Here is a 26,752-nt window from a genome sequence, read left to right as displayed (position 1 = left end):
CTCTTAACCCAGATCGCCGAAACGAACCTGTAAGGCCGTTATCGCGGTGAGTGCTGTGGTTTCTGTACGCAGAACACGGGGTCCCAGCAGGATATCAGTAAATCCGTAGCCGGAGGTCATTGCAATTTCGTCAGCGGATAAACCGCCTTCAGGGCCGATCAGTAAGCGGACGTGGCTCACCGGCAGCGGCAGGGTATTAATACTGTGGCTGGCGCGCGGATGCAGGTTCAGCTTCAGGCTGTCGTCCTGTTCGGCACACCAGGCTTCAAGCTGCATCGCCGGGCGAATTTCAGGGATGCGGTTACGTCCGCATTGCTCGCAGGCCGCGATGGCAATTTTCTGCCATTGCTGCAATTTTTTTTCCAGACGTTCGCCGTCAAGTTTGACGCCACAACGCTCAGAGAAGAGCGGGGTAATGGTATTCACACCCAGCTCGATGGATTTCTGAATGGTGAATTCCATCTTCTCGCCGCGTGAAATTACCTGACCGAGATGCAGATTCAGCGGGGATTCGTTGTCTGACAGCACGCCTTCGCTCAGGCTGACACGCACACTTTTCTTATCAACCTGAGTGATGCTGGCTTCGAAAACCTGATTACTGCCATCAAATAACTGGATCGCCTGACCGGGCTGCATTCTCAGAACGCGTCCGACATGGTTGGCGGCATCTTCGCTCAGCGCAATCTCGCTGTGAGCGGTCAGTGTTTCCGGATGATAAATGCGGGGTATGCGCATGTGAGGCTGCTGTCCTTAAAGTCTTTTCTGGAGGGCTATTTTGGCGTGATTAGCCCGCGTTGTCGCGAGCTAATGTGCCCTGATGACGTGTTAATACTAAGTTAGCTTTTTCGTTGTGCGCAAGCCTGCTGAACGTAAGGATTATGATTGCCCTGTACGCTGGCGATGCGGTTGTCGCGTTCACATTCCCAGGAGGTGACCGGATACTGGCGATCCCAGGCGGTAAACAGCTGGGTTTGCTGGCGGGACAAATTCAGTTTGTACTGGTCTCGCATGTAGAAATAGGTGCGAGCGATAGCGCCGCGGGCGCGAACCGGCGGCTCAGCGGCTTTTGCCTTGAAGTCGACTTTCATTTCGCAGCGGCCATATTGTCCTTCTCCGCCATTCCATTGACCGTACATGAAGTTATTGCGGTCACCGTTCACTTCACCGATGGCCGGTTCAAGGTTATGCAGATCAGTTTCTACCTGACGATAATCGGCGTTTTTCGCACAATTTTTGCGTCCGCCATCCTGCCAGCACTGCATCTGATGGCCGAACTGCCACGCGGGAACCACATGCTCCCACTCAATCCGGCTGGCGCGCTGTTCGCTTTTTCTTACCTGATAGCCGCAGGATTGCAGGTTCGGCGTCCCTTTTTTCCCCTGCCAGCTGATATCACAGCCGCAGTAAAAGGTCGGGGCACCCTGATTGATTTTAACGGCGGCGGCTTTGGCCTGGCTGAAGTTATTGATGGCTTTGCCAGACTGGCTGAAGGCGCTCAGCGGTACCAGCGCACCGATAAACAGAAAAGATAAGAACGTTTTACGAAACATGTTTCTGAAAGCCCTGAGACTAAAAGGCCGGAAGGGTAACGGATACCAGTGGCTGTGACAATGAGACTTTACCGCTATTAGTGATTGAAAAATCAACAGTTAGTGGTGCCTTTAGCGTTGAAACGTAAGAGCTCGCCGCAATGGCGACAGCGATATTCTGACTCTTTTCGCATCACTTTATTATGACGACGCACGGTGAGCTGATGATCGCGACAGGCGCATAAATATGGATAGGTTTTGCTTTGTACCGAGGCAACTTCAAATTTGTGCGTTCTGCTGGCGGAAACGCCCAGCACGTGTTCCATCATCCAGCGCCACTCTTTGCCATGCGGGGCCGGTGCCCGGCCAAAACGCCGGTATACCAGCAAATGAGCCAGTTCGTGGGGGACGACTTCATCGATAAAAGGCTGTTGATTTTCCATCAGCAGCACCGGATTCAGGCGGATTTGCCAGTGTTGAAGATACGCGCTTCCCGCGCTGGTGCCGCGTTGCTGATAGGTGATTTCCGGCTCGGAGTAATCGGTGCCGAAAAACTGATTGGCCATCTGGAGTTTTTCCCGCAGGCAGCGCATAACGGCTTGCTGAAGGGCGATGGGGAGACGTGAGGTTTTCATCTGGCGAAGGATAAATCTGGTGGGGAAGAGATGCAATCTTGAATTCCTCCCCTTTGCAGGGGAGGAATGGCGGACTTACTTACCGATGTCGCGCAGGGCTTCGCCTTTCATCAGATTGCGTTCGATATGTTCCAGAGAGACGTTTTTGGTCTCAGGGATCAGCGCAATGGTGATGAAGATGAAGACCACGTTCAGCGCGGCGTACACCCAGAAGGTGTTGGCGTTGCCGAGGCTGTCGAGCATGGTCAGGAAGGTCGCGCCGACGATCATGTTGGCAATCCAGTTGGTCGCGGTGGAAACGGTGATACCAAAATCGCGGCCTTTCAGTGGCTGAATTTCAGAACACAGAACCCAGATCAGCGGACCGGCACTCATTGCAAAACCAACGATAAACATCAGCAACATGGCGATGGAGAAGTATTTCGCCGCATCGGATTCGACACCGATGTGCAGCATGGTACCCAGCACGCCCATACCCACTGCCATCACCAGGAAGCCCAGTTTCAGCGTTGGCTTACGGCCCCAGCGGTCAACCAGCCCGATAGCAATGAAGGTTGCCAGAACGTTGACCAGACCAACAATTACCGTGCCCCACATCTGCTGAGAGGTGCTGGCGAAACCGGCGATACCGAAGATTTTCGGCGCGTAGTACATGATGACGTTCATACCGGTGAACTGCTGCATTACCTGCAACAGAATGCCGAGGTAAACCGCACGACGGAAGTTTTTGTTGTTAACAAATAAACCCCAGCCGCTTTGTTTTACTTTCAGACTTTCACGGATTTCATCCAGTTCGCGTTTTGCCTGCTCGCTGGAATCACGCAGTTTTTCCAGTACGCGGCGCGCTTTACCGTCATCGCCACGTGCAGCCAGCCAACGCGGGCTGTCCGGCAGGAAGAAGACGCCAACCAGCAGCAGCAACGCAGGGATAGTGATGATGCCCAGCATCCAGCGCCACGCGCCGGTGTAGCTGAATGCGGTATCAGACAGATACGCCGCCAGAATACCAATGGTGATCATCAGCTGGTACATGGAAATCATACTGCCGCGGATTTTTTCCGGTGCGATTTCTGACAGGTAAATCGGCGCAGTGTAAGACGCGATACCGACCGCCAGACCCAGCAGTACGCGCGCAACAATCAGGATTTCTGCATTAGGCGCAAAGGCGGAGCACAGGGAACCAATGACGAACAAGATAGCGCCGATCATCAGGCTATACTTACGTCCGAGGCGGAAATTCAGCCAGCCACTGCCCACAGCGCCGACAGCAGCACCAAACATCATAGAACTCACCACCCACTCCTGTTGGTGGTTGGTAATTTGAAAGTCATGGCTGATAAATGGCAGGGCACCAGCGATGACGCCGATATCTAAGCCGAACAGCAGTCCGGCCAGTGCAGCGAGAAAACAGACAAAGAAAGTGACGCTTTTGTTAGAGCGTTTTCCTTTGGTCGATGTTGAGTTGTTCATCCGGTCTCCAAAATAATGCAATCGTTTTGAGTTTGTAATAATGCTTAGGTTGTTATGTTATTTACCCTGCGCACAGCTTAACGTGAACCCGGTCACAGTGTTGTAATCGTTTACACTTATAGGTGTGATTGGGAGGGTTGTTCGGTAAGGGTTTCAAAGAGATATGCAGCAGGGGAGGGACTTTCATGCAGAGTAATAGCCCATAAATTGATTTATATCAATCAAAATTATGTGACACATTTTTAATCATGAAAATAATCTATTAATTTATAACAAGTTATTATCTGTAACCGTTTTCATTTCCCATCAAAATTCAGACTCCATCCCAATAAATCCCTTAAAAACAAGCAATAAAAAACCCCGCCGCAAGGGCAGGGTTTCAGTGCAGAACAGTCTGAAAAAATTATTTCAGGCCTGCTGCCTCGCGCAACTGAGCCGCTTTGTCGGTTTTTTCCCAAGGGAAATGTTCGCGACCAAAGTGACCGTATGCAGCGGTTTCTTTGTAGATCGGGTGCAGCAAATCCATCATCTGGATCAGGCCGTATGGACGCAGGTCAAAGAACTCGCGAACCAGCAAAGTCAGCTGTTCGTTAGACACTTTACCGGTACCGAAAGTTTCCACCATGATGGAAGTCGGTTCTGCCACGCCGATAGCGTAAGACACCTGAATTTCACAACGGTCAGCCAGGCCGGCAGCCACGATGTTTTTCGCGACATAACGTGCCGCGTAAGCTGCTGAACGGTCAACTTTAGACGGATCTTTACCCGAGAACGCACCGCCACCATGACGTGCCATGCCGCCGTAGGTATCCACGATGATTTTACGACCGGTCAGACCGCAGTCACCCATCGGGCCGCCGATAACAAAACGGCCAGTCGGGTTGATGTGGTATTTAGTACCGGCGTTCAGCCATTCTGCCGGCAGTACAGGTTTGATGATTTCTTCCATCACCGCTTCCTGCAAATCTTTCAGCGCAATATCTTCAGAGTGCTGAGTAGACAACACCACCGCATCGATACCGACGATTTTGCCTTCGTCATACTGGAAAGTGACCTGGCTTTTTGCATCCGGACGCAACCATGGCAGGGTGCCTGATTTGCGAACTTCAGCCTGACGCTGCACCAGACGGTGTGCATAAGTAATCGGGGCAGGCATCAGTACGCTGGTTTCGTTGGTGGCATAACCAAACATCAGACCCTGGTCGCCCGCGCCTTGTTCCAGCGGATCGGTACGGTCAACGCCCTGATTGATGTCCGGCGATTGTTTGCCGATAGCGCTCAGAACTGCGCAGGAATTGGCATCGAAACCCATGTCAGAATGGATATAGCCAATTTCACGAACAGTCTGACGCGTGATTTCTTCAACGTCGACCCATGCGCTGGTGGTGATTTCACCGCCAACCAGGACCATGCCGGTTTTGACATAAGTTTCACATGCAACACGTGCTTTTGGGTCTTGCTCTAAGATTGCGTCCAGGACTGCATCGGAAATCTGGTCAGCAATTTTATCTGGATGTCCTTCCGAAACGGATTCGGACGTGAAGAGGTGTTTAGCCATTATGTTCTTTACCTTACATACGACGGGTTAGATATCACTGCATAGCACTGGGGAGACTGGCAGATGAGGAGCTGAGCTCGCCATTGTCGCAATGCGTCCTGCATGTCCCCATTAGGCAAAGCCTTGAAGCAGTTTGCGCGTTAAACCACCCAAGCGTGCGGACGGATTAACATCTGGACGGCTATTTTAGGATAGCAGATGCCGCAATTGCCAGTCATTTTTGTGATGGATATGGCGTTATTGTGCGGGATTGCAGTGATATTCACGTCCGGAAACTATTTGCACTGCATTTTCATTTTGCAATTACAGCGGGTTGCCGGTATAAACGGCGCGCGCTATGCATATTTCTGTAGTCTCTATAGAAGCAGCGTATTCCAGTAATTACTGTTTTCTCAGCTCGAATGCCCGCGGGTGATGCGTGGCACGTGTGGAGGTGGTTAGTTTAATGACCCACTTTTTACCGTTTGTAACATTTCTACAGCATCCCCTGCAGCCTTCATTGCGTTCTGCAGCACTTCTATCAGACCTTCATTGTGAAAAGCGTCTGTCCTCTCTGCGATGTTTCAGACAGCCTGACTATAGACAGGTCAGTCGCCGACATCGGTACGCTACTCAGTAAGTTCCGGTTTGCGTGAGCATCGCAATCCCGACATATAACTGATGTAGCCTGCAACCTCTTGGGGCATTCATCCCCTGATTTCTCCCGACTCGTTACACGGAGTCTAAAAACGTGTTTTACAATGATATGAGTGGAAAACAGTCCCATGGCTGTGGCACGCAGGGTTTTATCCTGTCTGAAAGCCAGCCTTACGGGTTGTTCTCACTTGTTGTTACTGCGATAGTGGCTGGCCATGTTGTCAGTATAGAAAGAGGATTTACCTATGTCTGATGACATCCAGTCCCACCGTCCGTCACACGCGGGCGATACTGTTTCTTTGCGCTCCATGCAGGAGGTTGCCGTGAACGATCGTGATGCCAGCAAGATGCTGCGCACTTACAACGTTGCCTATTGGGGTAACAACTATTTTGACGTCAACGAACTGGGCCACATCAGTGTTTGCCCAGATCCTGATGAGCCTTCTGCCCGTGTTGATCTGGCACAACTGGTAAAAGACATGCGTGAGCAGGACGGTCAGCGTCTGCCGGCATTGTTCTGTTTCCCACAAATTTTGCAGCACCGTCTGCGTTCAATTAACGCCGCGTTCAAACGCGCGCGCGAATCGTTCGGTTACGAGGGTGACTACTTCCTGGTTTATCCGATTAAGGTCAACCAGCACCGCCGCGTGATTGAATCGTTGGTGGAATCCGGCGAACCGCTGGGTCTGGAAGCCGGTTCGAAAGCTGAGCTGATGGCCGTACTGGCGCACGCCGGGATGACCCGTTCCGTGATCGTTTGTAATGGTTATAAAGACCGCGAATACATCCGTCTGGCGTTGATTGGCGAGAAACTTGGCCACAAGGTGTATCTGGTTATCGAGAAGATGACTGAGATTAAACTGGTGCTGGAAGAAGCCGAGCGTCTGAACGTGATCCCGCGTCTGGGTGTGCGCGCGCGCCTGTCTTCGCAGGGCTCCGGGAAATGGCAGTCAAGCGGTGGCGAAAAATCCAAATTCGGGCTGGCGGCATCTCAGGTTCTGCAACTGGTCGAAATGCTGCGTGAAGCAGGGCGTCTGGAAAGCCTGCAACTGCTGCACTTCCATCTGGGTTCTCAGCTGGCGAATATCCGTGATATCTCAACAGGTGTACGTGAGTCTGCGCGTTTCTACGTCGAACTGCACAAGCTGGGCGTCAACATTCAGTGCTTCGACGTCGGCGGCGGTTTGGGTGTGGATTACGAAGGCACCCGTTCGCAGTCTGACTGCTCGGTGAACTACGGTCTGAACGAATACGCCAACAACGTCATCTGGGGTATCGGCGATGCCTGTAATGAGCATGGCCTGCCACACCCGACGGTGATCACCGAGTCAGGTCGCGCCGTGACCGCGCACCACACCGTGCTGGTTTCCAATGTGATTGGCGTTGAACGCAACGAGTTTAAAGAGCCGGTTGCGCCAGAAAATGACGCACCGCGCGCGCTCGGCAGCATGTGGGATACCTGGAATGAAATGCACGATCCGGAAAATCGTCGCTCACTGCGTGAATGGCTACATGACTGCCAGATGGATCTGCACGATGTCCATTCGCAGTATGCACACGGTATTCTGGATCTGACGCAGCGTGCCTGGGCGGAAGACATCTACCTGAATATCTGCAATAAAATTCAGGATCAGTTGGATCCGAGTAACCGTGCGCACCGTCCGATCATTGACGAATTGCAGGAACGTATGGCGGACAAACTGTACGTCAACTTCTCGCTGTTCCAGTCAATGCCGGATGCGTGGGGTATCGATCAGTTATTCCCGGTTCTGCCGCTGGAAGGTCTGGACAAGCCACCGGTAGGTCGTGCGGTTCTGCTCGACATCACCTGTGATTCCGATGGCACAATCGATCACTACATTGACGGTGACGGCGTGGCGACCACGATGCCAATGCCGCCGTACGACCCTGAGAATCCGCCAGTGCTGGGCTTCTTTATGGTCGGCGCGTACCAGGAAATCCTCGGTAACATGCATAATCTGTTCGGTGATACGGCGGCGGTCGATGTGTTTGTCTTCCCTGACGGCAGCATTGAAGTGCAGCAGTCTGATGAAGGCGATACCGTCGCTGACATGCTGGAATACGTGCAACTGGATCCGAATGTGTTGCTGGCCCGTTTCCGCGATCAGGTGAAAGAAACCGATCTGGACGCTGAACTGCAGGCGCAGTTCGTCGAAGAATTTGAATCCGGTTTATACGGATACACTTATCTGGAAGACGAATAACAGTACGTAAAATGTTATCAATAATTAATCAGCGCCCGATATTATTCGGGCGTTTTTATTTGTGCTGTGAATGCTAACTCAGCAACCAATATTAAATATCAATTAATACCTCACTAAATTCTATTCATTAAAATTATTTCTTTGCAAATAGCCCCCGTCCGCACGCGTTAACAATTCCTCCGTGTTTTTATCCCGTATCGTTCGCCCCATTATTTATCTTCCTTTCTAATTTGTTTTATTTGTTGAGTGAATAGTTAAATTGAAATCAATTCATAAGCTTTATAAAAATAAAATAATATCGTCATTTATTTTATTGCCTTTATTTCTGTCCGTGAGCGGATGCGCATGGGTGCATGACGAAAAACCTGCACTGCCTGTCACAGATATTGCAAAGCTGCGCACCCCGGAAGTCCCTGCTTCCGCCATGCGCGAATGGCCGGGTTCAGACTGGTGGCTGAACTACCATAATCCGCAATTAAATACACTGGTTGAGCAGGCACTGAGAGATTCGCCTTCGATAGCCGTTGTGCAGCAACGCGTTGAACTGGCGAAAGCTAAGATCAAGATGCAGGAAGCCCGTGGCGGTCCGCAGCTGGATTTCGGTGCGGATGTCGAGCGGCAGAAGATGTCCGCAGAAGGTGTGATGGGGCCGTTTGCGCTGGATGATCCGGCGGCGGGAACCACCGGCCCGTGGTATACCAACGGGACTTTTGGCTTGCAGGGCAGCTACGAGCTGGATCTGTGGGGCAAAAACCGTTCGGAAATTCAGTCGGCGCTGGGCGTTTCACAGGCGAAACAAGCTGAGCTGGCCGAAGCGCATTTACTGGTGTCATCGGCGGTGGTCGAGTTGTACTGGGACATCCAGACATACATGGCGCTGCATCAGACCTTGCTGGATTTACGTGAGCAGGAAGCCATCATCGCTAAAACGGATCAGCAGCTCTATGCGCAGGGGGTTCGTTCTTCATTCGATGACACCAGTACCAAAATTCGTCTGGCGAAAATTGACGAAAAAATTGATGCTTCAAAAGGCCGCCTGCAATTGCTGCAAACCTCCTTGCAGGCGATGCTGGGTCTGAAATCGCCAGCGGTTCACCTGACACCTGTTGCCTTGCCGCCGGTCAGAGAGAGTTTGCCGCCGCGGCTCGACTATGAGCTTATGGCGCGCCGTCCGGACTTGCAGGCAGCGCACTGGTATATCGAATCGTCCCTGAGCGCGGTTGATGCGGCGCACGCTGCATTTTATCCAAGCATCAATCTGATGGGGTTCCTGCAATACGATGCCTTGCATATGAGTGATTTGTTCCGCAGTTCCGCGCAGCAAATGGGTGTCGTCGCCGGGCTCACGCTGCCGATATTTGACAGCGGCAGACTGAACGCCAATCTGGATATTGTGCGCACCAGCAGTAATCTGAGCATTGCCTCGTATAACAAGGCAGTCGTCGATGCGGTAACCGACGTGGTGAAAAGTGCCAGTCAGGTACAGACACTTTCCACTGAAAATGCACATCAGCAAATGGCAGTTGATGGCAGTCAGCATCTGTGGGAACTGACCCGGCAGCGATATGAAGTGGGGATCCTGAGCGGGGCCGATGTCGCCAGAGCGAAGTTGCCATTGTTACAGGAACAGGCGACACAAATTCAGATGCAGGGCGAATGGATCAGTGCTGATATTCATCTGACCCGTGCGTTAGGTGGCGGTTACCGTGCCGCAGAGCCTGATTCATCTCACCAAAGATAAAACGAAAAGGGGGCATGTTTGAATGCCCCCTGACTTTTTAGTTTCTGAAACTTTTCATCCTGGCAAACACTTTATTTCTGACGACTATTTATTGTCAGCAATACGCTGTTTGATATGGTCGGCGCGTTCCTGAGATGGCGGATGCGAGCTGAATAAACTCTTCTCGCTGCCACCGCTCATTTTCGCCAGTTTCTCAAAGGCTGTCACTAAGCCCTGAGTCGGCAGACCACGTTTTTTAAGCAAGTCATAGGAATAATCATCTGCGTCAGATTCCTGTTTCTGCGAGAACTGCGCGTTGATCAGGTCTTCACCCAGATCAGCCAGCTGGGTGCTGGAAAGTTGTCCCGCAATGCCACCGGCTGCACCCGCAGCATTGTGCGCGGCAGAAGCGCTATACGCGACCTGCATGGCTTTTTTGGTGTGACCGAGGGCGACGTGACCCATTTCATGACCCAGAACGCCTTCCACTTCATCGTCTGTCATCATGTCCATCAGACCGCTGTAAACGCGGATACAACCGTTGGCCATCGCCCAGGCGTTAACGTCGCTGGTGAGATAAACTTTGTAATTCGCCGGTGTGCCATTGATATTATTACCAAGATTTTTGGCAATTTTATTCAGACGTTTTGTGTATTTGCTTTTTGATGAAGCAATTTTAGATTCGGCATCCATCGCTTTACAGGCACCGTCAGTCATGTTGATGACATCCTGATCTGTCAGCGTAGCCGCTTTGTAAGCGTCTGAGCCGGATTTCATCATTGCATCAGTATTTAATGAGCCGTTCTGACAGCCGCTTAATAATACCGCTACGCCTAATGCAATTGAGGTTAAACGAAAATTCATAATCCATCTTCCTTAATAGTTAAATTAACTGCTGAGGAAGAATAACCAATCGGCTTAAGTAAGCGAGAAAAAGCGCGGGTAAGATGTTATTTTCAGATTTAGTGATGGCTTATTTCTATTAATCAGAAAGTTAAGGAAATAATAAGCTTTTTGGAATTTTAAAAACGGGATGCGAAAAATGACGCATCCCGTAAAATGATTACTTTCCGGAAGCTATACGATCGCGAATATGCTGAGCGCGGGCTTCAGAGGAAGGGTGATCGTCAAACCAGCCGATGCTGCTTCCCTGATCCAGTTTCGCCAGCTTCTCAAAGCTGGTCGCCAGACCGGTCGGATCGATGCCGCGTTTTTTCAGCAAATCAAAAGAGTAATCATCGGCTTCAGATTCCTGTTTCTGCGAGAACTGCGCATTGACGTATTTCTCGCCCAGATCCGCCAGCTGTGATTGCGACAGAGTGGCGCTGACACCGCCGAGTGACGAAATCGCAGAACGCGCCGCCGTGGTGCTGTAAGCCACCTGCATGGCTTTACGGGTATGGCCCAGCGCGACGTGGCCCATTTCATGGCCGAGCACGCCTTCAACTTCGTTGTCGTTCATCATATCCATCAGCCCGCTGTAAACGCGGATACAACCGTTGGCCATCGCCCAGGCGTTGACGTCTTTAGTCAGATAAACCTTATAGTTGGCGGGCGTACCGTTGATGTTATCGCCCAGCGCCGCCGAGATTTTCTTCAGGCGCTGTGCATATTCACTGTCGTCCGGAGCAATCTGTGCTTTTTTATCCATTTCTTCGCAAGACTGCACGCTCAGCGTTTTAACGTCGGCATCGCTCAGCGTATATGCCTGATAAGCCTGAGCGCCGGACTGCATTAACGTATCGGTATTGACGGTCGCGCAGCCGCTGACCAGCGACGCGGCAAAAAGGCTCAACAAAACAGGGCGAAATTTCATTAATTTGGGTTCCCGGAGAAAGTTAAAAAAACAGTGAATGCAGCCAGAAAAAGGCTCTGACTGTAAGAATAGCGTTAGGGTAGGTTTTTCGCAGTACCCGATCTATAGTGTAAGTCCGAAAAAACGCACTGATTTAAAAGCGGATTTTGTGAACTTAATCACGAGAGTGATTAGAGATTGCCGTTTTAATGCCGAGTCTGAGAAAATGACTTTCTTGACTGCTTTTTTAATCCGACCTGGAGTAGAACATGTCCTCTCGTAAAGAGCTTGCGAACGCTATTCGCGCACTTAGTATGGATGCCGTGCAGAAAGCGAATTCCGGCCACCCTGGTGCCCCTATGGGCATGGCAGACATTGCCGAAGTGTTGTGGCGCGATTACCTGAACCATAACCCGACGAACCCGCACTGGGCTGACCGCGACCGCTTCGTGCTGTCCAACGGCCATGGTTCAATGCTGATTTACAGCCTGCTGCACCTCACTGGCTATGATCTGCCGATGAGCGAACTGGCAAACTTCCGTCAGCTGCATTCCAAAACCCCGGGTCACCCTGAATACGGCTACACTCCAGGCGTTGAAACCACCACGGGGCCGCTGGGGCAGGGTATCGCGAACGCCGTTGGTTTTGCTATTGCAGAACGTACGCTGGCTGCGCAGTTCAACAAACCAGGCCATGACATCGTCGATCACCAGACTTATACATTCCTGGGCGACGGCTGCATGATGGAAGGCATTTCTCACGAAGTGTGTTCTCTGGCCGGTACCATGAAGCTCGGCAAACTGACCGCGTTTTATGATGACAACGGTATCTCCATCGACGGCCACGTAGAAGGCTGGTTCACTGATGATACTGCTAAGCGTTTCGAAGCTTACGGCTGGCACGTAGTCAGCGGTGTTGATGGTCACAATCCTGACGCCATCAAAGCGGCTATCGAAGAAGCACATAAAGTGACCGATAAGCCATCCCTGCTGATGTGCAAAACCGTGATCGGTTTCGGTTCTCCGAACAAAGCCGGTACTCACGATGTGCATGGCGCGGCGCTGGGTGCTGCTGAAGTTGCTGCAACCCGCGAAGCTCTGGGCTGGAAATACGCTGCGTTTGAAATCCCGCAAGATATCTATGCTCAGTGGGATGCAAAAGAAGCGGGTAAAGCGAAAGAAGCTGCATGGAACGACAAGTTCGATGCTTACGCTAAAGCGCATCCTGAACTGGCAAAAGAGTTCAAACGTCGTGTGAACGGCGAGCTGCCAGCGAACTGGGAAACCGAAGCACAGAAATTCATCGAACAGCTGCAGGCTAACCCTGCAAACATCGCCAGCCGTAAAGCGTCCCAGAATGCGCTGGAAGCTTTTGGTAAAGTGTTGCCTGAATTCCTGGGCGGCTCCGCTGATCTGGCACCAAGCAACCTGACCATGTGGTCTGGTTCTAAGTCTATCGGCGACGATCAGGCGGGTAACTACATCCATTACGGCGTGCGTGAATTCGGTATGACGGCGATCACCAACGGTATCGCGCTGCACGGCGGTTTCCTGCCGTACTCTGCGACCTTCCTGATGTTCGTGGAATACGCGCGTAACGCTGTGCGTATGGCTGCGCTGATGAAAATCCGCAACGTATTCGTATACACCCATGACTCCATCGGTCTGGGCGAAGACGGCCCGACGCACCAGCCTGTTGAGCAAATCGCCAGCCTGCGCGTTACGCCAAACATGAGCACCTGGCGTCCTGCGGATCAGGTTGAATCTGCTGTGGCATGGAAATACGCGATTGAGCGTAACGATGGCCCGGTTACCCTGATCTTCTCCCGTCAGAACCTGACCCAGCAACCACGTACCGCTGAACAGCTGGCAAACGTGGCACGCGGTGGTTATGTGCTGAAAGATTGCGACGGTACGCCGGAAGTGATCCTGATCGCGACCGGTTCCGAAGTGGGTATCACCGTGGAAGCGGCCGATAAACTGGCTGTTGCTGGCACCAAAGTGCGCGTGGTTTCCATGCCTTCAACTGACGCTTTCGACAAACAGGATGCCGCTTACCGTGAATCCGTACTGCCGAAAGCCGTTTCTGCACGTGTTGCGGTTGAAGCGGGTATCGCGGATTACTGGTTTAAATACGTTGGCCTGAATGGCGCAATCGTCGGTATGCACAGCTTCGGTGAGTCTGCTCCGGCAGACCTGCTGTTTAAAGAGTTTGGTTTCACTGTGGATAACGTTGTTGCTCAGGCACAGGCGTTACTGAAGTAATCTGACCTTTTTTAATCAAAAGCACCTTCGGGTGCTTTTTTTTCGTCTGCAATTTCATGCGCAGGTTCTCAGTTTCTCGCGAAATGACGCAGGTCAAACCCTTCAGGTGCGGACTCAGCTAAACTCCCTGCATCCTGACGCTGTTTCATTCCGTCGGTTTTTGAGAATAATCACTGTCGAAAAGGTGATGAAAAAGTAAAATCACTGTGAATACACAGAATTGCCTGATGTTTTTTTAAGCGTTCGGCGCGATTAATGCGCCTGAGACTGACGAATTATTCCTTTTGTTCATTGTTTGGTTTATTCTCAGCTGAACCGTTTCAGTCGGGCTATTTGAGCTTAACATCGTCACCAGGTTGTTATCGTGCCGGAAACTGAAATTTTTCTGCCGCACGCATCGTGCTGACAGATGACGATGGTGATTCACCGTAAACGCACGCTGCATTACTATAGGTGTTACTGATATTGAGTAACAACCGTGTAACAGGGAGATGTATGCCAATACGTATTGCAATTAATGGCTTTGGTCGCATTGGCCGTAGCGTATTGCGCGCGTTATACGAATCCGGGCGTCGGGCGGAAATCACCGTCATTGCCATCAATGAAATTGCCAGCCCTGAAGGCATGGCCCATCTGCTCAAATATGACTCCAGCCACGGGCGCTTCGCCTGGGATGTCCGCCAGGAAGGTGAGAACCTTTACGTCGGCGATGATTCAATCCGTTTACTTCATCAGTCTGATGCCAGCCAGTTGCCCTGGGGCGAACTGAGCATTGACGTGGTGCTCGATTGCACCGGCGTTTACGGCAGTCGCGAAGACGGTGAAGCACAGCTTGCGGCCGGAGCCAAAAAAATTCTGTTCGCGCATCCAGGCGGTCATGATCTTGACGCCACCGTGGTTTACGGTGTGAACCACGATCTGCTCGAACGTCAGCACCGCATTGTGTCCAATGCGTCCTGCACCACCAACTGTATTATCCCTGTGATCAAACTGCTCGACGATGCCTTTGGCATTGAGTCCGGCACGGTAACGACCATCCACTCTTCGATGAATGACCAGCCGGTAATCGATGCGTACCATGCGGATTTACGCCGTACGCGCGCTGCCAGCCAGTCCATTATTCCGGTCGATACCAAACTGGCCGCAGGGATCACGCGCATCATGCCAAAATTTTGCGATCGCTTTGAAGCGATCTCGGTGCGTGTGCCGACAATCAATGTTACAGCCATTGATCTGAGCGTATTTGTCGAGGGTTCTGTGACGGTAGACGAGGTGAACCAGCTGCTGCAAAAGGCCGCAACAGGCGCTTTTCGTGGTATAGTTGACTATACCGAACTACCATTAGTCTCGACAGATTTTAACCACGATCCCCACAGCGCCATCGTAGATGGAACGCAGACGCGGGTAAGTGGAAAGCACCTGATAAAAACACTGGTCTGGTGCGATAACGAGTGGGGTTTTGCCAACCGAATGTTGGATACAACATTGGCAATGTCCGCTAGCGGTTTCTAGTACGGCTGTTCCGGCCTTCTGGCCGAAATTGCCTTCAAGCAACTTTAAAGAGAATCAACGAGAGGATTCACCATGTCTGTTATTAAGATGAGCGATCTGGATTTAGCGGGTAAACGCGTACTGATCCGTGCCGATCTGAACGTGCCAGTTAAAGATGGCAAAGTAACTTCAGATGCACGTATCCGCGCTTCTTTGCCAACCATCGAAATTGCCCTGAAACAAGGCGCACGCGTGATGGTTACCTCGCATCTGGGTCGTCCGACTGAAGGCGAATATAACGAAGAGTTTTCTCTGCTGCCGGTTGTTAACTACCTGAAAGACAAACTGTCTTCTCCTGTACGTCTGGCTAAAGACTATCTGGATGGCGTTGAAGTTGCCGAAGGCGAGCTGGTTGTTCTGGAAAACGTTCGCTTCAACAAAGGCGAAAAGAAAGACGACGAAGCACTTTCCAAAAAATACGCTGCCCTGTGTGACATCTATGTAATGGACGCATTCGGTACTGCGCACCGTGCGCAGGCTTCTACTCATGGCGTGGGCAAATTTGCTCCAATCGCTTGTGCGGGTCCGCTGCTGTCAGCAGAACTGGAAGCACTGGGTAAAGCGCTGGGTAACCCGGCTCGTCCGATGGTTGCTATCGTGGGTGGTTCTAAAGTTTCTACCAAACTGACCGTTCTGGATTCCCTGTCCAAAATTGCTGACCAGCTGATTGTTGGCGGTGGTATTGCGAACACCTTCGTGGCTGCTCAAGGCAACAACGTCGGTAAATCCCTGTACGAAGCAGACCTGGTAGGCACAGCAAGCAAATTGCTGGAAACCTGCGACATTCCTGTTCCTACAGATGTTCGCGTGGCCACTGAGTTCTCCGAAACTGCAACTGCCACTGTGAAGTCTGTAAAAGACATCAAAGATGACGAACAAATTCTCGACATGGGCGACGAGTCTGCATATCGCCTGGCTGAGATCATTAAAAACGCTAAAACCATTCTATGGAATGGTCCTGTAGGCGTGTTCGAGTTCCCTAACTTCCGTAAAGGGACTGAGATTGTGGCGCAGGCTATTGCTGACAGCGAAGGTTTCTCTATCGCAGGCGGCGGCGACACTCTTGCAGCGATCGACCTGTTCGGTATCGCTGACAAAATTTCCTATATCTCTACTGGCGGTGGCGCATTCCTGGAATTCGTTGAAGGGAAAGCACTGCCAGCGGTTGTGATGCTGGAAGAGCGTGCTAAGAAGTAATGAACCCTGAGCGGGGAGCCAGCGGCTTCCTGTTCTTCTTTGCCGCGCGAGGGGCTGCACAGTGGAACTCGCGCGACATAGCAAACCGATTCAATCCATCTACGGCCGACGAATACAGGACAAAGAACTATGTCTAAAATTTTTGATTTCGTAAAACCAGGCGTTATCACTGGTGATGATGTACAGAAAGTTTTCGCTATTGCTAAAGAAAACAAATTTGCTCTGCCAGCGGTTAACTGCGTAGGCACCGACTCTATCAACGCCGTTCTCGAAGCTGCTGCGAAAGTCCGTTCACCGGTTATCGTTCAGTTCTCTAACGGTGGCGCTGCGTTCATCGCGGGTAAAGGCCTGAAAACTGACGTGCCACAAGGCGCGGCAATCCTGGGCGCAATCTCTGGCGCGCATCACGTGCACCAGATGGCAGAACATTACGGCGTGCCAGTTATCCTGCACACCGACCACTGCGCGAAAAAACTGCTGCCATGGATCGACGGTCTGCTGGACGCGGGTGAAGCTCACTTCGCCAAAACCGGTAAACCACTGTTCTCTTCACACATGATCGACCTGTCTGAAGAATCTCTGGAAGAAAACATCGAAATTTGCAGCAAGTACTTAGCTCGCATGGCAAAACTCGACATGACTCTGGAAATCGAACTGGGTTGCACCGGCGGTGAAGAAGATGGCGTGGACAACAGCCATATGGACGCATCAGCACTGTACACTCAGCCACAAGACGTTGATTACGCATACGAAAAACTGAACGCAATCAGCCCGCGTTTCACTATCGCTGCGTCATTCGGTAACGTACACGGTGTCTACAAACCAGGTAACGTTAAACTGACTCCAACGATCCTGCGCGATTCTCAGGAATACGTTTGCAAGAAACACAACCTGCCACACAACAGCCTGAACTTCGTATTCCACGGCGGTTCCGGTTCTACTGCAGCAGAAATCAAAGAATCTGTAGGCTACGGTGTTATCAAAATGAACATCGATACCGACACCCAGTGGGCTAACTGGGATGGTATCCTGCAGTTCTACAAGAAAAACGAAGCTTACCTGCAAGGTCAGTTGGGTAACCCGGAAGGCGCGGACAAACCTAACAAGAAATTCTATGACCCGCGCGTATGGCTGCGTTCTGCTCAGTCTTCCATGGTGACTCGCCTGGAACTTGCATTCAAAGAACTGAACGCAATCGACGTACTGTAATTCTTACGCTTCCGGTGCTTGACCACCGGAATGTGAGGATAATCGTCAAAGGGGCTTCGGCCCCTTTTTTATTGCCCGTTTTATCTTCACAATGTCAGTCCTGTTAACGGAAACGCCCCTGGCGGAGAAAATTATGCGTATAGCTTTGTTCGCGTTATTTGCCCTGACACCGTTCGTTCATGCTGCTGAAGTTGATTGTAAAAATGCCACGACGCAGATAGATATGAATATCTGTGCCGGACAGGATTTCAAGCGCAGCGATGTGTTGTTAAATCAGGCCTACAAACAAAAAATGGCGCAACTTACGCCGGAGCAGCAAACCAAATTCAAAGCAGCCCAGCGCAGCTGGATTGCATTTCGTGATAGCGACTGCGCCTTTATGTCTTCCGGCGTTGACGGGGGCTCTGTCCAGCCAATGATTTATTCAGGCTGTCTGCAACAAAAAACCGAGCAGCGCACCAAAGAAATTAATGACATTCTGCACTGCGAAGAAGGCGACTTAAGCTGTCCTTAACATGAAGTCTGAAGGTAGAGAGCCATGAAGCCAAAATCTGTCACCCTTGATGATGTCGCGCGCCACGCGGGTGTGTCCTATCAGACCGTTTCGCGCGTACTGAATCAGGCGGCGCATGTCTCGTCGAAGACGCGTGATAAAGTGGAACAGGCGATGGCTGCGCTGAACTACGTGCCGAATCGTGTGGCCCAGCAACTGGCCGGTAAGCAAAGCTATACGCTGGGTCTCGCAACCACAGAACTGGCGCTGCATGCCCCTTCACAAATTGCCTCGGCGATGAAAACCCGTGCTAACCAGTTAGGTTTCAACGTCGTGATTTCGATGATTGATAACCTGAGTCTGACCGCCTGTCGCACGGCGGTGAACGAACTGATGTCGCAGCGGGTGGATGGCGTACTGATTAACGTGCCGCTGTCGAATGACGATGCTGGCGCAATTGCGCAGCTTTGTGGCAATTTACCGGCGTTGTTTCTGGATGTGGATCCGCAGGCCGACGTTTTCAAAATTCTGTTCGATCCGCACTGCGGGGCGGAGCAGGGCGTGGAACATTTGCTGGCGCTTGGGCATCGGCAAATCGCGGTGCTGACCGGCCCGCTGGAATCCATCTCTGCGCGCTTACGTTATGAAGGCTGGCTGAATACACTGGCAACACGTGATATTACGCCCTGTGCGGTTCAGCACGGCGACTGGAGCGCCGCTTCCGGTTACCAGCAGGCATTGTTATTACTCAGCGAGACTGTGCGGCCTACGGCGATCCTGGTGGCCAATGACCAGATGGCGCTAGGCGTGCTGCGTGCTGTCCATGAGTTTGGCCTGCGCGTGCCGGAGCAAATCTCGGTGATTGGCTATGACGATACCGAAGACAGCGCGTTTTTCTTCCCGCCGCTGACCACCATCAAGCAGGATTTCCGCCAGCTCGGTTACGAAAGTATCAACCGGCTTGTCGGCCATCTGCATACACATGGCGATCATCAGCAGCCCTCGCTGTTGCTGCCCACTTCTCTGGTCGAGCGCCACACAACGGCCACACCCGGCGCAGAAAATGTGTCGCAGGAAACCTTATCTCAGGAACTGATCCGCATCGCGCGTCAGCTCAGCGCGCTGTGATCCTCTTTTAACGATCCTGTGACGCGGAATTTGTGATCCGCGTCCCTTTCCGGCATCCCTCTGCTTTACTTACTCTCTCCGGTTACGCATGTTTATAATATTGTGAGCGCATAACAATTTACCGGGGAGATATTATGAATCCATCAGCGGAAGATAAATTATCATCGCTGGCCGTCGTTCTGGCCCGCCGTGACTGGGAAAAACCTGCCTCGACGCAGTGCAACAGATTACCCGCGCATCCGCCATTCAGCAGCTGGCGTGATGCGCAGAAAGCCAGAGAAGATAAGCCTTCAGAAAACTTCCGCAGCCTCAATGGCGAGTGGGTGTTCAGCTATTTTACCCGTCCCGAAGCAGTGCCTGAACAATGGTTGCAACAGGATCTGGCTGATGCAGACCGCGTGCAGGTGCCGTCGAACTGGCAACTGGCAGGCTATGACGCGCCTGTTTATACCAACGTTCAGTATCCGATCCCGGTCAATCCGCCGTTTGTGCCAGAAGAAAACCCTACCGGTTGTTACTCGCTCACAGTCTCTGTGGATGATGACTGGCTGAGCAGCGGACAGACGCGCATCGTGTTTAACGGCGTGAACTCCGCGTTCTATCTGTGGTGTAACGGTCAGTGGATAGGTTATTCGCAGGACAGCCGTTTACCGGCAGAATTCGATCTCAGTCATGTGCTGCACGCCGGTGAAAACCGTCTGGCGGTGATGGTGCTGCGCTGGAGCGATGGCAGCTATCTGGAAGATCAGGATATGTGGCGTATGAGCGGAATTTTCCGCGATGTCACCCTGCTGCATAAACCGGCTGAGCAAATCACCGACTTACAGGTGCGCACGCATCTGTTCCATAGCTTCACGCAGGCCGAACTGGAAGTGCAGGTCAGCGCCGCGGTGCCGCAGGAAAACGCCACCGAATATCAGGTGCGCGTCCAGCTCTGGCAGGGCGATGAACCGGTCGCGGAACATCAGCAATCGCTTGGCAGCGAAATTATTGATGAACGCGGATCGGCATTTGACCGTACCACGCTGCGTCTTCCGGTGAGTAAGCCCTCATTGTGGAGCGCAGAACAACCCGCTCTTTACCGCGCAGTGATTACCCTGATTTCTCCGCAAGGGCAGCTTATTGAAGCCGAAGCCTGCGACGTCGGTTTCCGTCAGGTGGAAATCAGCAACGGCCTGCTGAAAGTGAACGGTCAGCCGGTGCTGATCCGCGGCACTAACCGTCATGAGCATCATCCTGAAAACGGTCAGGTGATGGATGAGGCGACAATGCGTCGTGACATCGTGCTGATGAAACAGCACAACTTCAACGCCGTGCGCTGCTCGCATTATCCGAACCATCCGCTGTGGTACAAACTTTGCGATGAATACGGCCTGTATGTGGTCGATGAAGCCAATATCGAAACCCACGGCATGCAGCCAATGAACCGTCTGTCTGACGATCCGGTATGGTTCAACGCTTTCAGCGAACGCGTAACGCGTATGGTCCAGCGCGACCGCAACCATCCGTGCATCATCATCTGGTCGCTGGGCAACGAATCCGGGCATGGCGCGAATCATGACGCGCTGTACTGCTGGATTAAATCCGTTGATCCGACGCGCCCGGTGCAGTACGAAGGCGGCGGCGCTAACAGTGCAGCAACCGACATTATCTGCCCGATGTATTCCCGCGTCGAACAGGACCAGCCTTTCCCGGCCGTACCAAAATGGTCGATCAAAAAGTGGATCAGCATGCCGGGCGAAACACGCCCGCTGATCCTCTGCGAATACGCCCATGCCATGGGCAACAGCTTCGGCGGCTTCGATAAATACTGGAAAGCGTTCCGTCAGTTCCCGCGTTTACAGGGCGGTTTTGTCTGGGACTGGGTAGATCAAAGTCTGCTGCGTACCGGCGAAGACGGGGAGCGTTATATGGCCTACGGCGGTGATTTTGGCGATACGCCAAACGACCGCCAGTTCTGTATGAACGGTCTGGTGTTTGCCGACCGCACGCCGCATCCGTCCTTGTTTGAAGCACAGCGCGCACAGCAATTCTTCCAGTTCTCGCTGACTGGCACCTCGCCGCTGACGCTGGAAATTCACAGTGAGTATCTGTTCCGTCACAGCGATAACGAACAGCTGGTCTGGCGTATTGAACGTGACGGAGACGTCATTTCTGAGGGCGAAGCGGTACTGAATATCGCGCCAAATGGCAGGCAGATAATGGAGCTGGGAGCCATTTCGCAGTCAGAAGGCGATTTATGGCTGAACGTTGCGGTGCATCAGCCGCAGGCGACCGCGTGGTCAGAAGCCGGACACCGCAGCGCCTGGGATCAATGGCAATTGCCACAGCCGCTGAGCCTGCCGGTTCCGGAGAAAATCTCCGCTGCTGCGCCGGTTCTGGATCAACAGGGTGACCTGATTTCTGTCGTGCATGGCGCGCAGCGCTGGCAGTTCAGTCAGCAGAGCGGGCAGCTGGAACAGTGGTTCGATGGCAAAACGCCGCGTCTGCTTTCTGCACTTCGCGATCAGTTTGTCCGTGCGCCGGTGGATAACGATATCGGTGTCAGCGAAGTGACGCGCATTGACCCCAATGCCTGGGTGGAACGCTGGAAAGCCGCCGGAATGTATCAGCTGGAATCGCGTCTGCTGAATATCTCCGCCGATCAGTTACAGGACGGCGTGGTGATCATTACCACGCACGCGTTTATGGCGGGTGAGGAAACGCGTCTGCTGAGTCGCAAAATTTTCCGCATCGATAATCAGGGTGAGCTGCATATCAGCGCCGATGTCCGTGTGGCATCCAACGTGCCGTCGCCGGGGCGCATCGGTCTGACCTGTCAGCTGGCGGAAACCGCAGAAAACGTCAGCTGGCTGGGGCTGGGGCCACACGAAAACTATCCGGATCGCCGATTGGCCGCGCAACACGGACGCTGGACCCTGCCGCTGGCGGAACTCTATACGCCGTACGTTTTCCCGACCGAAAACGGCCTGCGCGGTGAGACACGCGAGCTGGATTACGCGGGCTGGAAACTGCGAGGTAATTTCCACTTTGGCCTGAGCCGCTACAGCCTGCAACAGCTGACGGATACCCCTCATCGTCATTTGTTGCGTGAAGAAGAGGGCACCTGGCTGAACATCGACGGCTTCCATATGGGCGTCGGCGGCGATGACTCATGGAGCCCGAGCGTCAGTCCGGACTTCCTGCTGACTGCCGGTCAGTACCATTATTCGTTCACCTGGAAACGTGCCTGACCGCCTGCGCCGTGGCGATTTTGCCACGGCGCGACATTCAGACGTAAGGAAACTGCTTATGTATTACCTGAAAAATACTAACTTTTGGATGTTCGGGCTGTTCTTCTTCTTTTACTTTTTCATCATGGGCGCCTACTTCCCGTTCTTCCCGATCTGGCTCCATGACATCAATCACATCAGTAAAAGCGACACCGGCATTATCTTCGCCAGCATTTCGTTATTCTCGCTAATGTTCCAGCCGGTGTTTGGTTTACTGGCCGATAAACTGGGGCTGAAAAAGCATTTGCTGTGGATCATCACCGGCATGCTGGTTTTGTTCGCGCCATTCTTTATCTACGTGTTTGGCCCGTTGCTGAAGATAAACATTTATCTGGGATCAGTGGTCGGCGGAATTTATCTCGGTCTGATTTACAACGCCGGTGCGCCAGCCATTGAGGCCTACATCGAAAAAGTCAGCCGCCGCAGCAGCTTTGAATTTGGTCGTGCGCGAATGTTTGGTTGTGTCGGCTGGGCACTGTGTGCGTCAGTGGTCGGCATCATGTTTACCATCAACAACGAATTCGTGTTCTGGCTCGGCTCCGGCTGTGCGGTGATCCTCGCCATTCTGTTGCTGATCGCCAAACCGGAAGTCACGTCGAGCGCCCGCGTGGCCAATGAACTGGGAGCCAACTCCAAACCCTTCAATCTCAAACTTGCGCTCGAACTGCTGAAAGACAAAAAACTGTGGTTCCTGGCGCTGTACGTGATTGGTGTTTCCTGCACTTATGACGTATTCGACCAGCAATTTGCCAACTTCTTTACCTCGTTCTTCTCATCATCTTCCGAAGGAACCAGGGTCTTTGGCTATGTGACCACGATGGGTGAATTGCTCAACGCCTGCATCATGTTCTTCGCGCCGCTGATTGTGAACCGTATTGGTGGCAAGAATGCGTTGCTGCTGGCCGGGATGATTATGTCAGTGCGCATCATCGGTTCTTCATTTGCTTCAACGCCACTGGAAGTGGTGGTGCTGAAAACGCTGCATATGTTTGAAATACCTTTCCTGATTGTGGGCTGTTTCAAATACATCACATCAGTGTTTGAAGTACGGTTCTCCGCGACGATTTATCTGGTCACATTCTGCTTCTTCAAACAGGTGGCGATCATGTTTATGTCCGTCTTTGCCGGGAACATGTATGACCGCATCGGTTTCCACGGAACCTATCTGATCCTTGGTCTGGTGGCACTGACCTTCACGATAATCTCAGCTTTCACGCTGAGTGGCCGCGGACCTCTTCAGGCATTCAAAACTGCGGAAACGTTAAAAAACAGCCACGCGAATTCTTAATTCACCGGAAGTCTTTCGTGCAGAATTGGCACTTCATGACTTTGTTAGTTAACCTTAAAGCACACTTGCTGCCCGCCTCGTCGGGCAGTTTTGTTTTCTTACAGCCCGTCAGGGTGTAATTTTGAGGTACTTTAAATGGATGATTTAAAAGTTGTGGGCAGCATTAATAATGCTGGCAACTGGCTGGTGAGAAACCAGGCGTTACTGCTTCATTATGCTGTGAATATTGTGGCTGCTATTTTCATTCTGATTATCGGTATGATTATCGCCCGTGCCGTCTCCGGTGCCGTCAGCCGGGTCTTAAAAATTCGTGGCATTGATATCACAGTTTCCGATTTCCTTTCCGCTATGGTGCGTTACGCGATTATCGCGTTCACGCTGATTGCGGTTCTGGGGCGAATTGGCGTGCAAACCACGTCCGTGATTGCGGTCATCGGTGCCGCCGGTCTGGCCGTTGGTCTGGCATTACAGGGGTCGCTTTCTAACTTTGCAGCAGGCGTTTTGCTGGTGATCTTCCGTCCGTTCCGCGCCGGTGAGTATGTTGATCTCGGTGGTGTAGCCGGTACGGTCACTCAGGTGCAAATTTTCTCGACCACCCTGCGTACGCCTGACAACAAAATCATTGTGGTGCCAAACGGAAAAATCATCGCCGGCAATATCATCAACAACTCCCGCGAACCGACCAGTCGTATCGACCTGACCATTGGCGTGGGTTATGACTCTGACATCGATCTGGTCAAGCAACTTCTGACCGAGATCGTTTCTGCCGATCCGCGCGTTTTGAAAGATAAAGATGTCGTGGTTCGTCTGAACGAAATGGCAGCGTCTACCCTGAATTTTATCGTGTACGCATGGACCAACAACGGCGATGCGCAGAACGTGAAATGGGATCTGCTGGAATCGTTCAAGCGCGCCCTGGATAAAAACAAAATCAATATTGCTTACCCGCAAATGGATGTTCACCTTTATCAGGTGGCGAATGCGGCAGACAACCAGCAGGAAGAACGACGCTCGTTCGAGTAACCGATTCTTGCCGGATCCAGATTTTCAGAGGCGCCTGCGGGCGCTTTTTTTATGCCGCAGATTGACGATTTGTGTTTATAAGCCAGTCTAATGAGCGATTAGAAATATCCATTTCCTCTTATGCCAGAAAAGCCCTTACACTGCGCGCAATCTCTGTTATCCACTTTCTGTTATCAACTCTCTGAAGGATATCCCGTGCTGGCTATTTTCCTGCAAGGACTGGCGATGAGCGCCGCAATGATTTTACCGATTGGCCCGCAGAATGCGTTTGTAATGAATCAGGGCATTCGCCGTCAGTATCACCTGATGATTGCCGGATTATGCGCGCTGAGCGACATCGCGCTGATCTGCGGCGGCATTTTTGGCGGCAGCGCGCTGCTGAGCAAATCCCCTATGTTGCTGTTACTGGTGAGCTGGGGCGGTGTGGCATTTTTACTCTGGTATGGCTGGGGTGCGTTTCGCACGGCATTCAGTAAAAATCCCGAACTGGCGCAGGCGGAAGTGGCGAAACAAAGCCGCTGGAAAATCGTCGTCAGTATGCTGGCGGTCACCTGGCTGAATCCGCATGTTTATCTGGATACCTTTGTGGTGCTGGGGAGTCTCGGCGGCAGCCTGAGTCACGATGAGCGTTCGTGGTTTGCGCTCGGTGCGGTCAGTGCTTCCGTCATTTGGTTCTTCGGGCTGGCTATTCTCGCCGCCATGCTGGCGCCGTGGCTGAATACCGGCAAAGTGCAGCGGGTCATCAACTTTATCGTTGGCACGATTATGTGGGGCATTGCCGTACAATTGGCGCGTCAGACCGGCGTATTTTAAGTTTTGTCACTAATCTTAGTTTCAGTTGTAACGGATTATGCTACGGTTTCGCAGATTGTTTTGACCTATCTATTGCCAGATCTTTGATGATTAATGGAGGCACTGTGAAACTGAAAGCATTAGCTGTAGCAGCGATGTTGGGATTAGGGACATTACCTTTGGCGTTGCAAGCGGCGGAATTACCTGCCGGGCCGCATGTGGTGACGTCAGGCACGGCGAGCGTTGATGCAACGCCGGATATCGCGACGCTGGCAATTGAAGTCAGCGTGTCGGCGAATGATTCAGCCAGCGCCAAGAAACAGGCCGATGAGCGCGTCGCGGAATATTTTGCTTTCCTGCAAAAAAACGGCATTGAGAAGAAAGATATCAATGCGGCCAACCTGCGCACTCAGCCGGAATATAACTACCTGAAAGACGGTACCTCACAGCTGAAAGGCTATCGTGCCGTGCGTCAGGTTCAGGTGACATTGCGTCAGCTGGACAAACTGAACGAGCTTCTGGATGGCGCACTGAAATCAGGTCTGAATGAAGTGCGTGCGGTTGAACTGGGCGTGGCAAATCCGGATAAATTCCGTGATGAAGCACGTCAGAAAGCGATTGAAAACGCCACGCAGCAGGCAAAATCTCTGGCCGAAGGTTTCCACACCAAACTGGGGCCGGTTTACAGCATTCGCTATCACGTAGCCAACTATCAGCCTATGCCGGTGGCGCGGATGTATAAAACCGCCGAAGCCGCAGGTCAGAGCGATGTCGCACAGACTTACGAGCAGCAAAGCATTCACTTCGACGATCAGGTCGATGTGGTGTTCGAATTGCAGCCGCAGGCTCCGGCACCCGCGCAGTAAAAATGACGCCGTCATAATGAAAAAACCCGCTCCGGCGGGTTTTTTGTTTGTGGACATGTGCCTGCGGCACTGCGGGCATTGCTCGAGATGGTCCGGGAGAA

The 26,752-nt window shown here is 52.2% G+C and carries 20 protein-coding genes; 13 read left to right on the top strand and 7 right to left on the bottom strand.

Annotated elements, in window-relative coordinates; genetic code table 11:
• Positions 1 to 3 precede the first annotated feature (3 nt).
• The 5 genes from rsmE to metK all read right to left on the bottom strand — a co-directional run bounded on the left by rsmE (position 4) and on the right by metK (position 5,192).
• Complete coding sequence (gene rsmE / locus D5398_RS04835) at positions 4 to 735, bottom strand: 16S rRNA (uracil(1498)-N(3))-methyltransferase (RefSeq protein ID WP_120506552.1); 732 nt, start codon at positions 733 to 735, stop codon at positions 4 to 6.
• A gap of 101 nt (positions 736 to 836) precedes the next feature.
• Entirely contained in the window at positions 837 to 1,550 is a 714-nt protein-coding gene (gene endA / locus D5398_RS04830; protein ID WP_120506551.1) for a deoxyribonuclease I, read from the bottom strand.
• A gap of 92 nt (positions 1,551 to 1,642) precedes the next feature.
• Positions 1,643 to 2,164 carry a SprT family zinc-dependent metalloprotease gene (locus D5398_RS04825; RefSeq protein WP_120134049.1) on the bottom strand — a complete coding sequence of 174 codons (522 nt, stop codon included), beginning with the start codon at positions 2,162 to 2,164 and terminating at the stop codon, positions 1,643 to 1,645.
• 75 nt (positions 2,165 to 2,239) lie between these two features.
• A complete protein-coding gene (locus tag D5398_RS04820; RefSeq protein ID WP_120506550.1) occupies positions 2,240 to 3,634 on the bottom strand; it encodes a sugar porter family MFS transporter in 1,395 nt (464 codons plus the stop codon).
• A gap of 403 nt (positions 3,635 to 4,037) precedes the next feature.
• Entirely contained in the window at positions 4,038 to 5,192 is a 1,155-nt protein-coding gene (gene metK, locus D5398_RS04815; protein ID WP_104923205.1) for a methionine adenosyltransferase, read from the bottom strand.
• An 881-nt stretch (positions 5,193 to 6,073) separates the two neighbouring features.
• Between metK and speA the strand changes: the two genes are divergently transcribed.
• The gene (gene speA, locus D5398_RS04810; protein ID WP_120506549.1) at positions 6,074 to 8,053 is read left to right on the top strand and encodes a biosynthetic arginine decarboxylase; all 1,980 of its coding nucleotides are present in this window, start codon (positions 6,074 to 6,076) and stop codon (positions 8,051 to 8,053) included.
• Between the two features lie 259 nt (positions 8,054 to 8,312).
• Positions 8,313 to 9,794, top strand: a complete 1,482-nt coding sequence (locus D5398_RS04805) for an efflux transporter outer membrane subunit (protein WP_415838482.1) — start codon at positions 8,313 to 8,315, stop codon at positions 9,792 to 9,794.
• Positions 9,795 to 9,878: 84 nt separating this feature from the next.
• Here the strand turns inward: D5398_RS04805 and loiP (D5398_RS04800) are convergent, their stop codons facing one another.
• Positions 9,879 to 10,637 carry a metalloprotease LoiP gene (gene loiP, locus D5398_RS04800; protein WP_120506548.1) on the bottom strand — a complete coding sequence of 253 codons (759 nt, stop codon included), beginning with the start codon at positions 10,635 to 10,637 and terminating at the stop codon, positions 9,879 to 9,881.
• Between the two features lie 199 nt (positions 10,638 to 10,836).
• The gene (loiP, locus tag D5398_RS04795) at positions 10,837 to 11,589 is read right to left on the bottom strand and encodes a metalloprotease LoiP (protein WP_120506547.1); all 753 of its coding nucleotides are present in this window, start codon (positions 11,587 to 11,589) and stop codon (positions 10,837 to 10,839) included.
• A 248-nt stretch (positions 11,590 to 11,837) separates the two neighbouring features.
• Between loiP (D5398_RS04795) and tkt the strand changes: the two genes are divergently transcribed.
• The 11 genes from tkt to D5398_RS04740 all read left to right on the top strand — a co-directional run bounded on the left by tkt (position 11,838) and on the right by D5398_RS04740 (position 26,651).
• Positions 11,838 to 13,832 (top strand): transketolase, encoded by a 1,995-nt coding sequence (gene tkt, locus D5398_RS04790; protein ID WP_120506546.1) that lies wholly within the window; start codon positions 11,838 to 11,840, stop codon positions 13,830 to 13,832.
• A gap of 495 nt (positions 13,833 to 14,327) precedes the next feature.
• Entirely contained in the window at positions 14,328 to 15,344 is a 1,017-nt protein-coding gene (gene epd / locus D5398_RS04785; protein ID WP_120506545.1) for an erythrose-4-phosphate dehydrogenase, read from the top strand.
• A 72-nt stretch (positions 15,345 to 15,416) separates the two neighbouring features.
• Positions 15,417 to 16,580 carry a phosphoglycerate kinase gene (gene pgk, locus D5398_RS04780; protein ID WP_120506544.1) on the top strand — a complete coding sequence of 388 codons (1,164 nt, stop codon included), beginning with the start codon at positions 15,417 to 15,419 and terminating at the stop codon, positions 16,578 to 16,580.
• Between the two features lie 129 nt (positions 16,581 to 16,709).
• Entirely contained in the window at positions 16,710 to 17,789 is a 1,080-nt protein-coding gene (gene fbaA, locus D5398_RS04775) for a class II fructose-bisphosphate aldolase (RefSeq protein WP_056773197.1), read from the top strand.
• Positions 17,790 to 17,922: 133 nt separating this feature from the next.
• The gene (locus D5398_RS04770) at positions 17,923 to 18,303 is read left to right on the top strand and encodes a lysozyme inhibitor LprI family protein (protein ID WP_120506543.1); all 381 of its coding nucleotides are present in this window, start codon (positions 17,923 to 17,925) and stop codon (positions 18,301 to 18,303) included.
• 24 nt (positions 18,304 to 18,327) lie between these two features.
• Positions 18,328 to 19,410 carry a LacI family DNA-binding transcriptional regulator gene (locus tag D5398_RS04765; protein WP_120506542.1) on the top strand — a complete coding sequence of 361 codons (1,083 nt, stop codon included), beginning with the start codon at positions 18,328 to 18,330 and terminating at the stop codon, positions 19,408 to 19,410.
• 134 nt (positions 19,411 to 19,544) lie between these two features.
• Complete coding sequence (locus D5398_RS04760) at positions 19,545 to 22,643, top strand: beta-galactosidase (RefSeq protein ID WP_120506541.1); 3,099 nt, start codon at positions 19,545 to 19,547, stop codon at positions 22,641 to 22,643.
• A gap of 58 nt (positions 22,644 to 22,701) precedes the next feature.
• A complete protein-coding gene (locus D5398_RS04755) occupies positions 22,702 to 23,970 on the top strand; it encodes an MFS transporter (protein ID WP_120506540.1) in 1,269 nt (422 codons plus the stop codon).
• A gap of 135 nt (positions 23,971 to 24,105) precedes the next feature.
• Positions 24,106 to 24,993, top strand: coding sequence for a small-conductance mechanosensitive channel MscS (gene mscS, locus D5398_RS04750; protein ID WP_120506539.1), 888 nt, complete (start codon positions 24,106 to 24,108; stop codon positions 24,991 to 24,993).
• Between the two features lie 195 nt (positions 24,994 to 25,188).
• Positions 25,189 to 25,806 (top strand): arginine exporter ArgO, encoded by a 618-nt coding sequence (gene argO, locus D5398_RS04745; protein WP_120506538.1) that lies wholly within the window; start codon positions 25,189 to 25,191, stop codon positions 25,804 to 25,806.
• 104 nt (positions 25,807 to 25,910) lie between these two features.
• Positions 25,911 to 26,651, top strand: a complete 741-nt coding sequence (locus tag D5398_RS04740; protein WP_120506537.1) for an oxidative stress defense protein — start codon at positions 25,911 to 25,913, stop codon at positions 26,649 to 26,651.
• Positions 26,652 to 26,752: the final 101 nt, after the last annotated feature.

This window comes from Rahnella bruchi (genome assembly GCF_003614975.1).
Taxonomy (GTDB): domain Bacteria; phylum Pseudomonadota; class Gammaproteobacteria; order Enterobacterales; family Enterobacteriaceae; genus Rahnella; species Rahnella bruchi.
The sequence above is the reverse complement of the archived record's forward strand: the minus strand, read 5'-3'. Positions and strand labels throughout refer to the sequence as shown.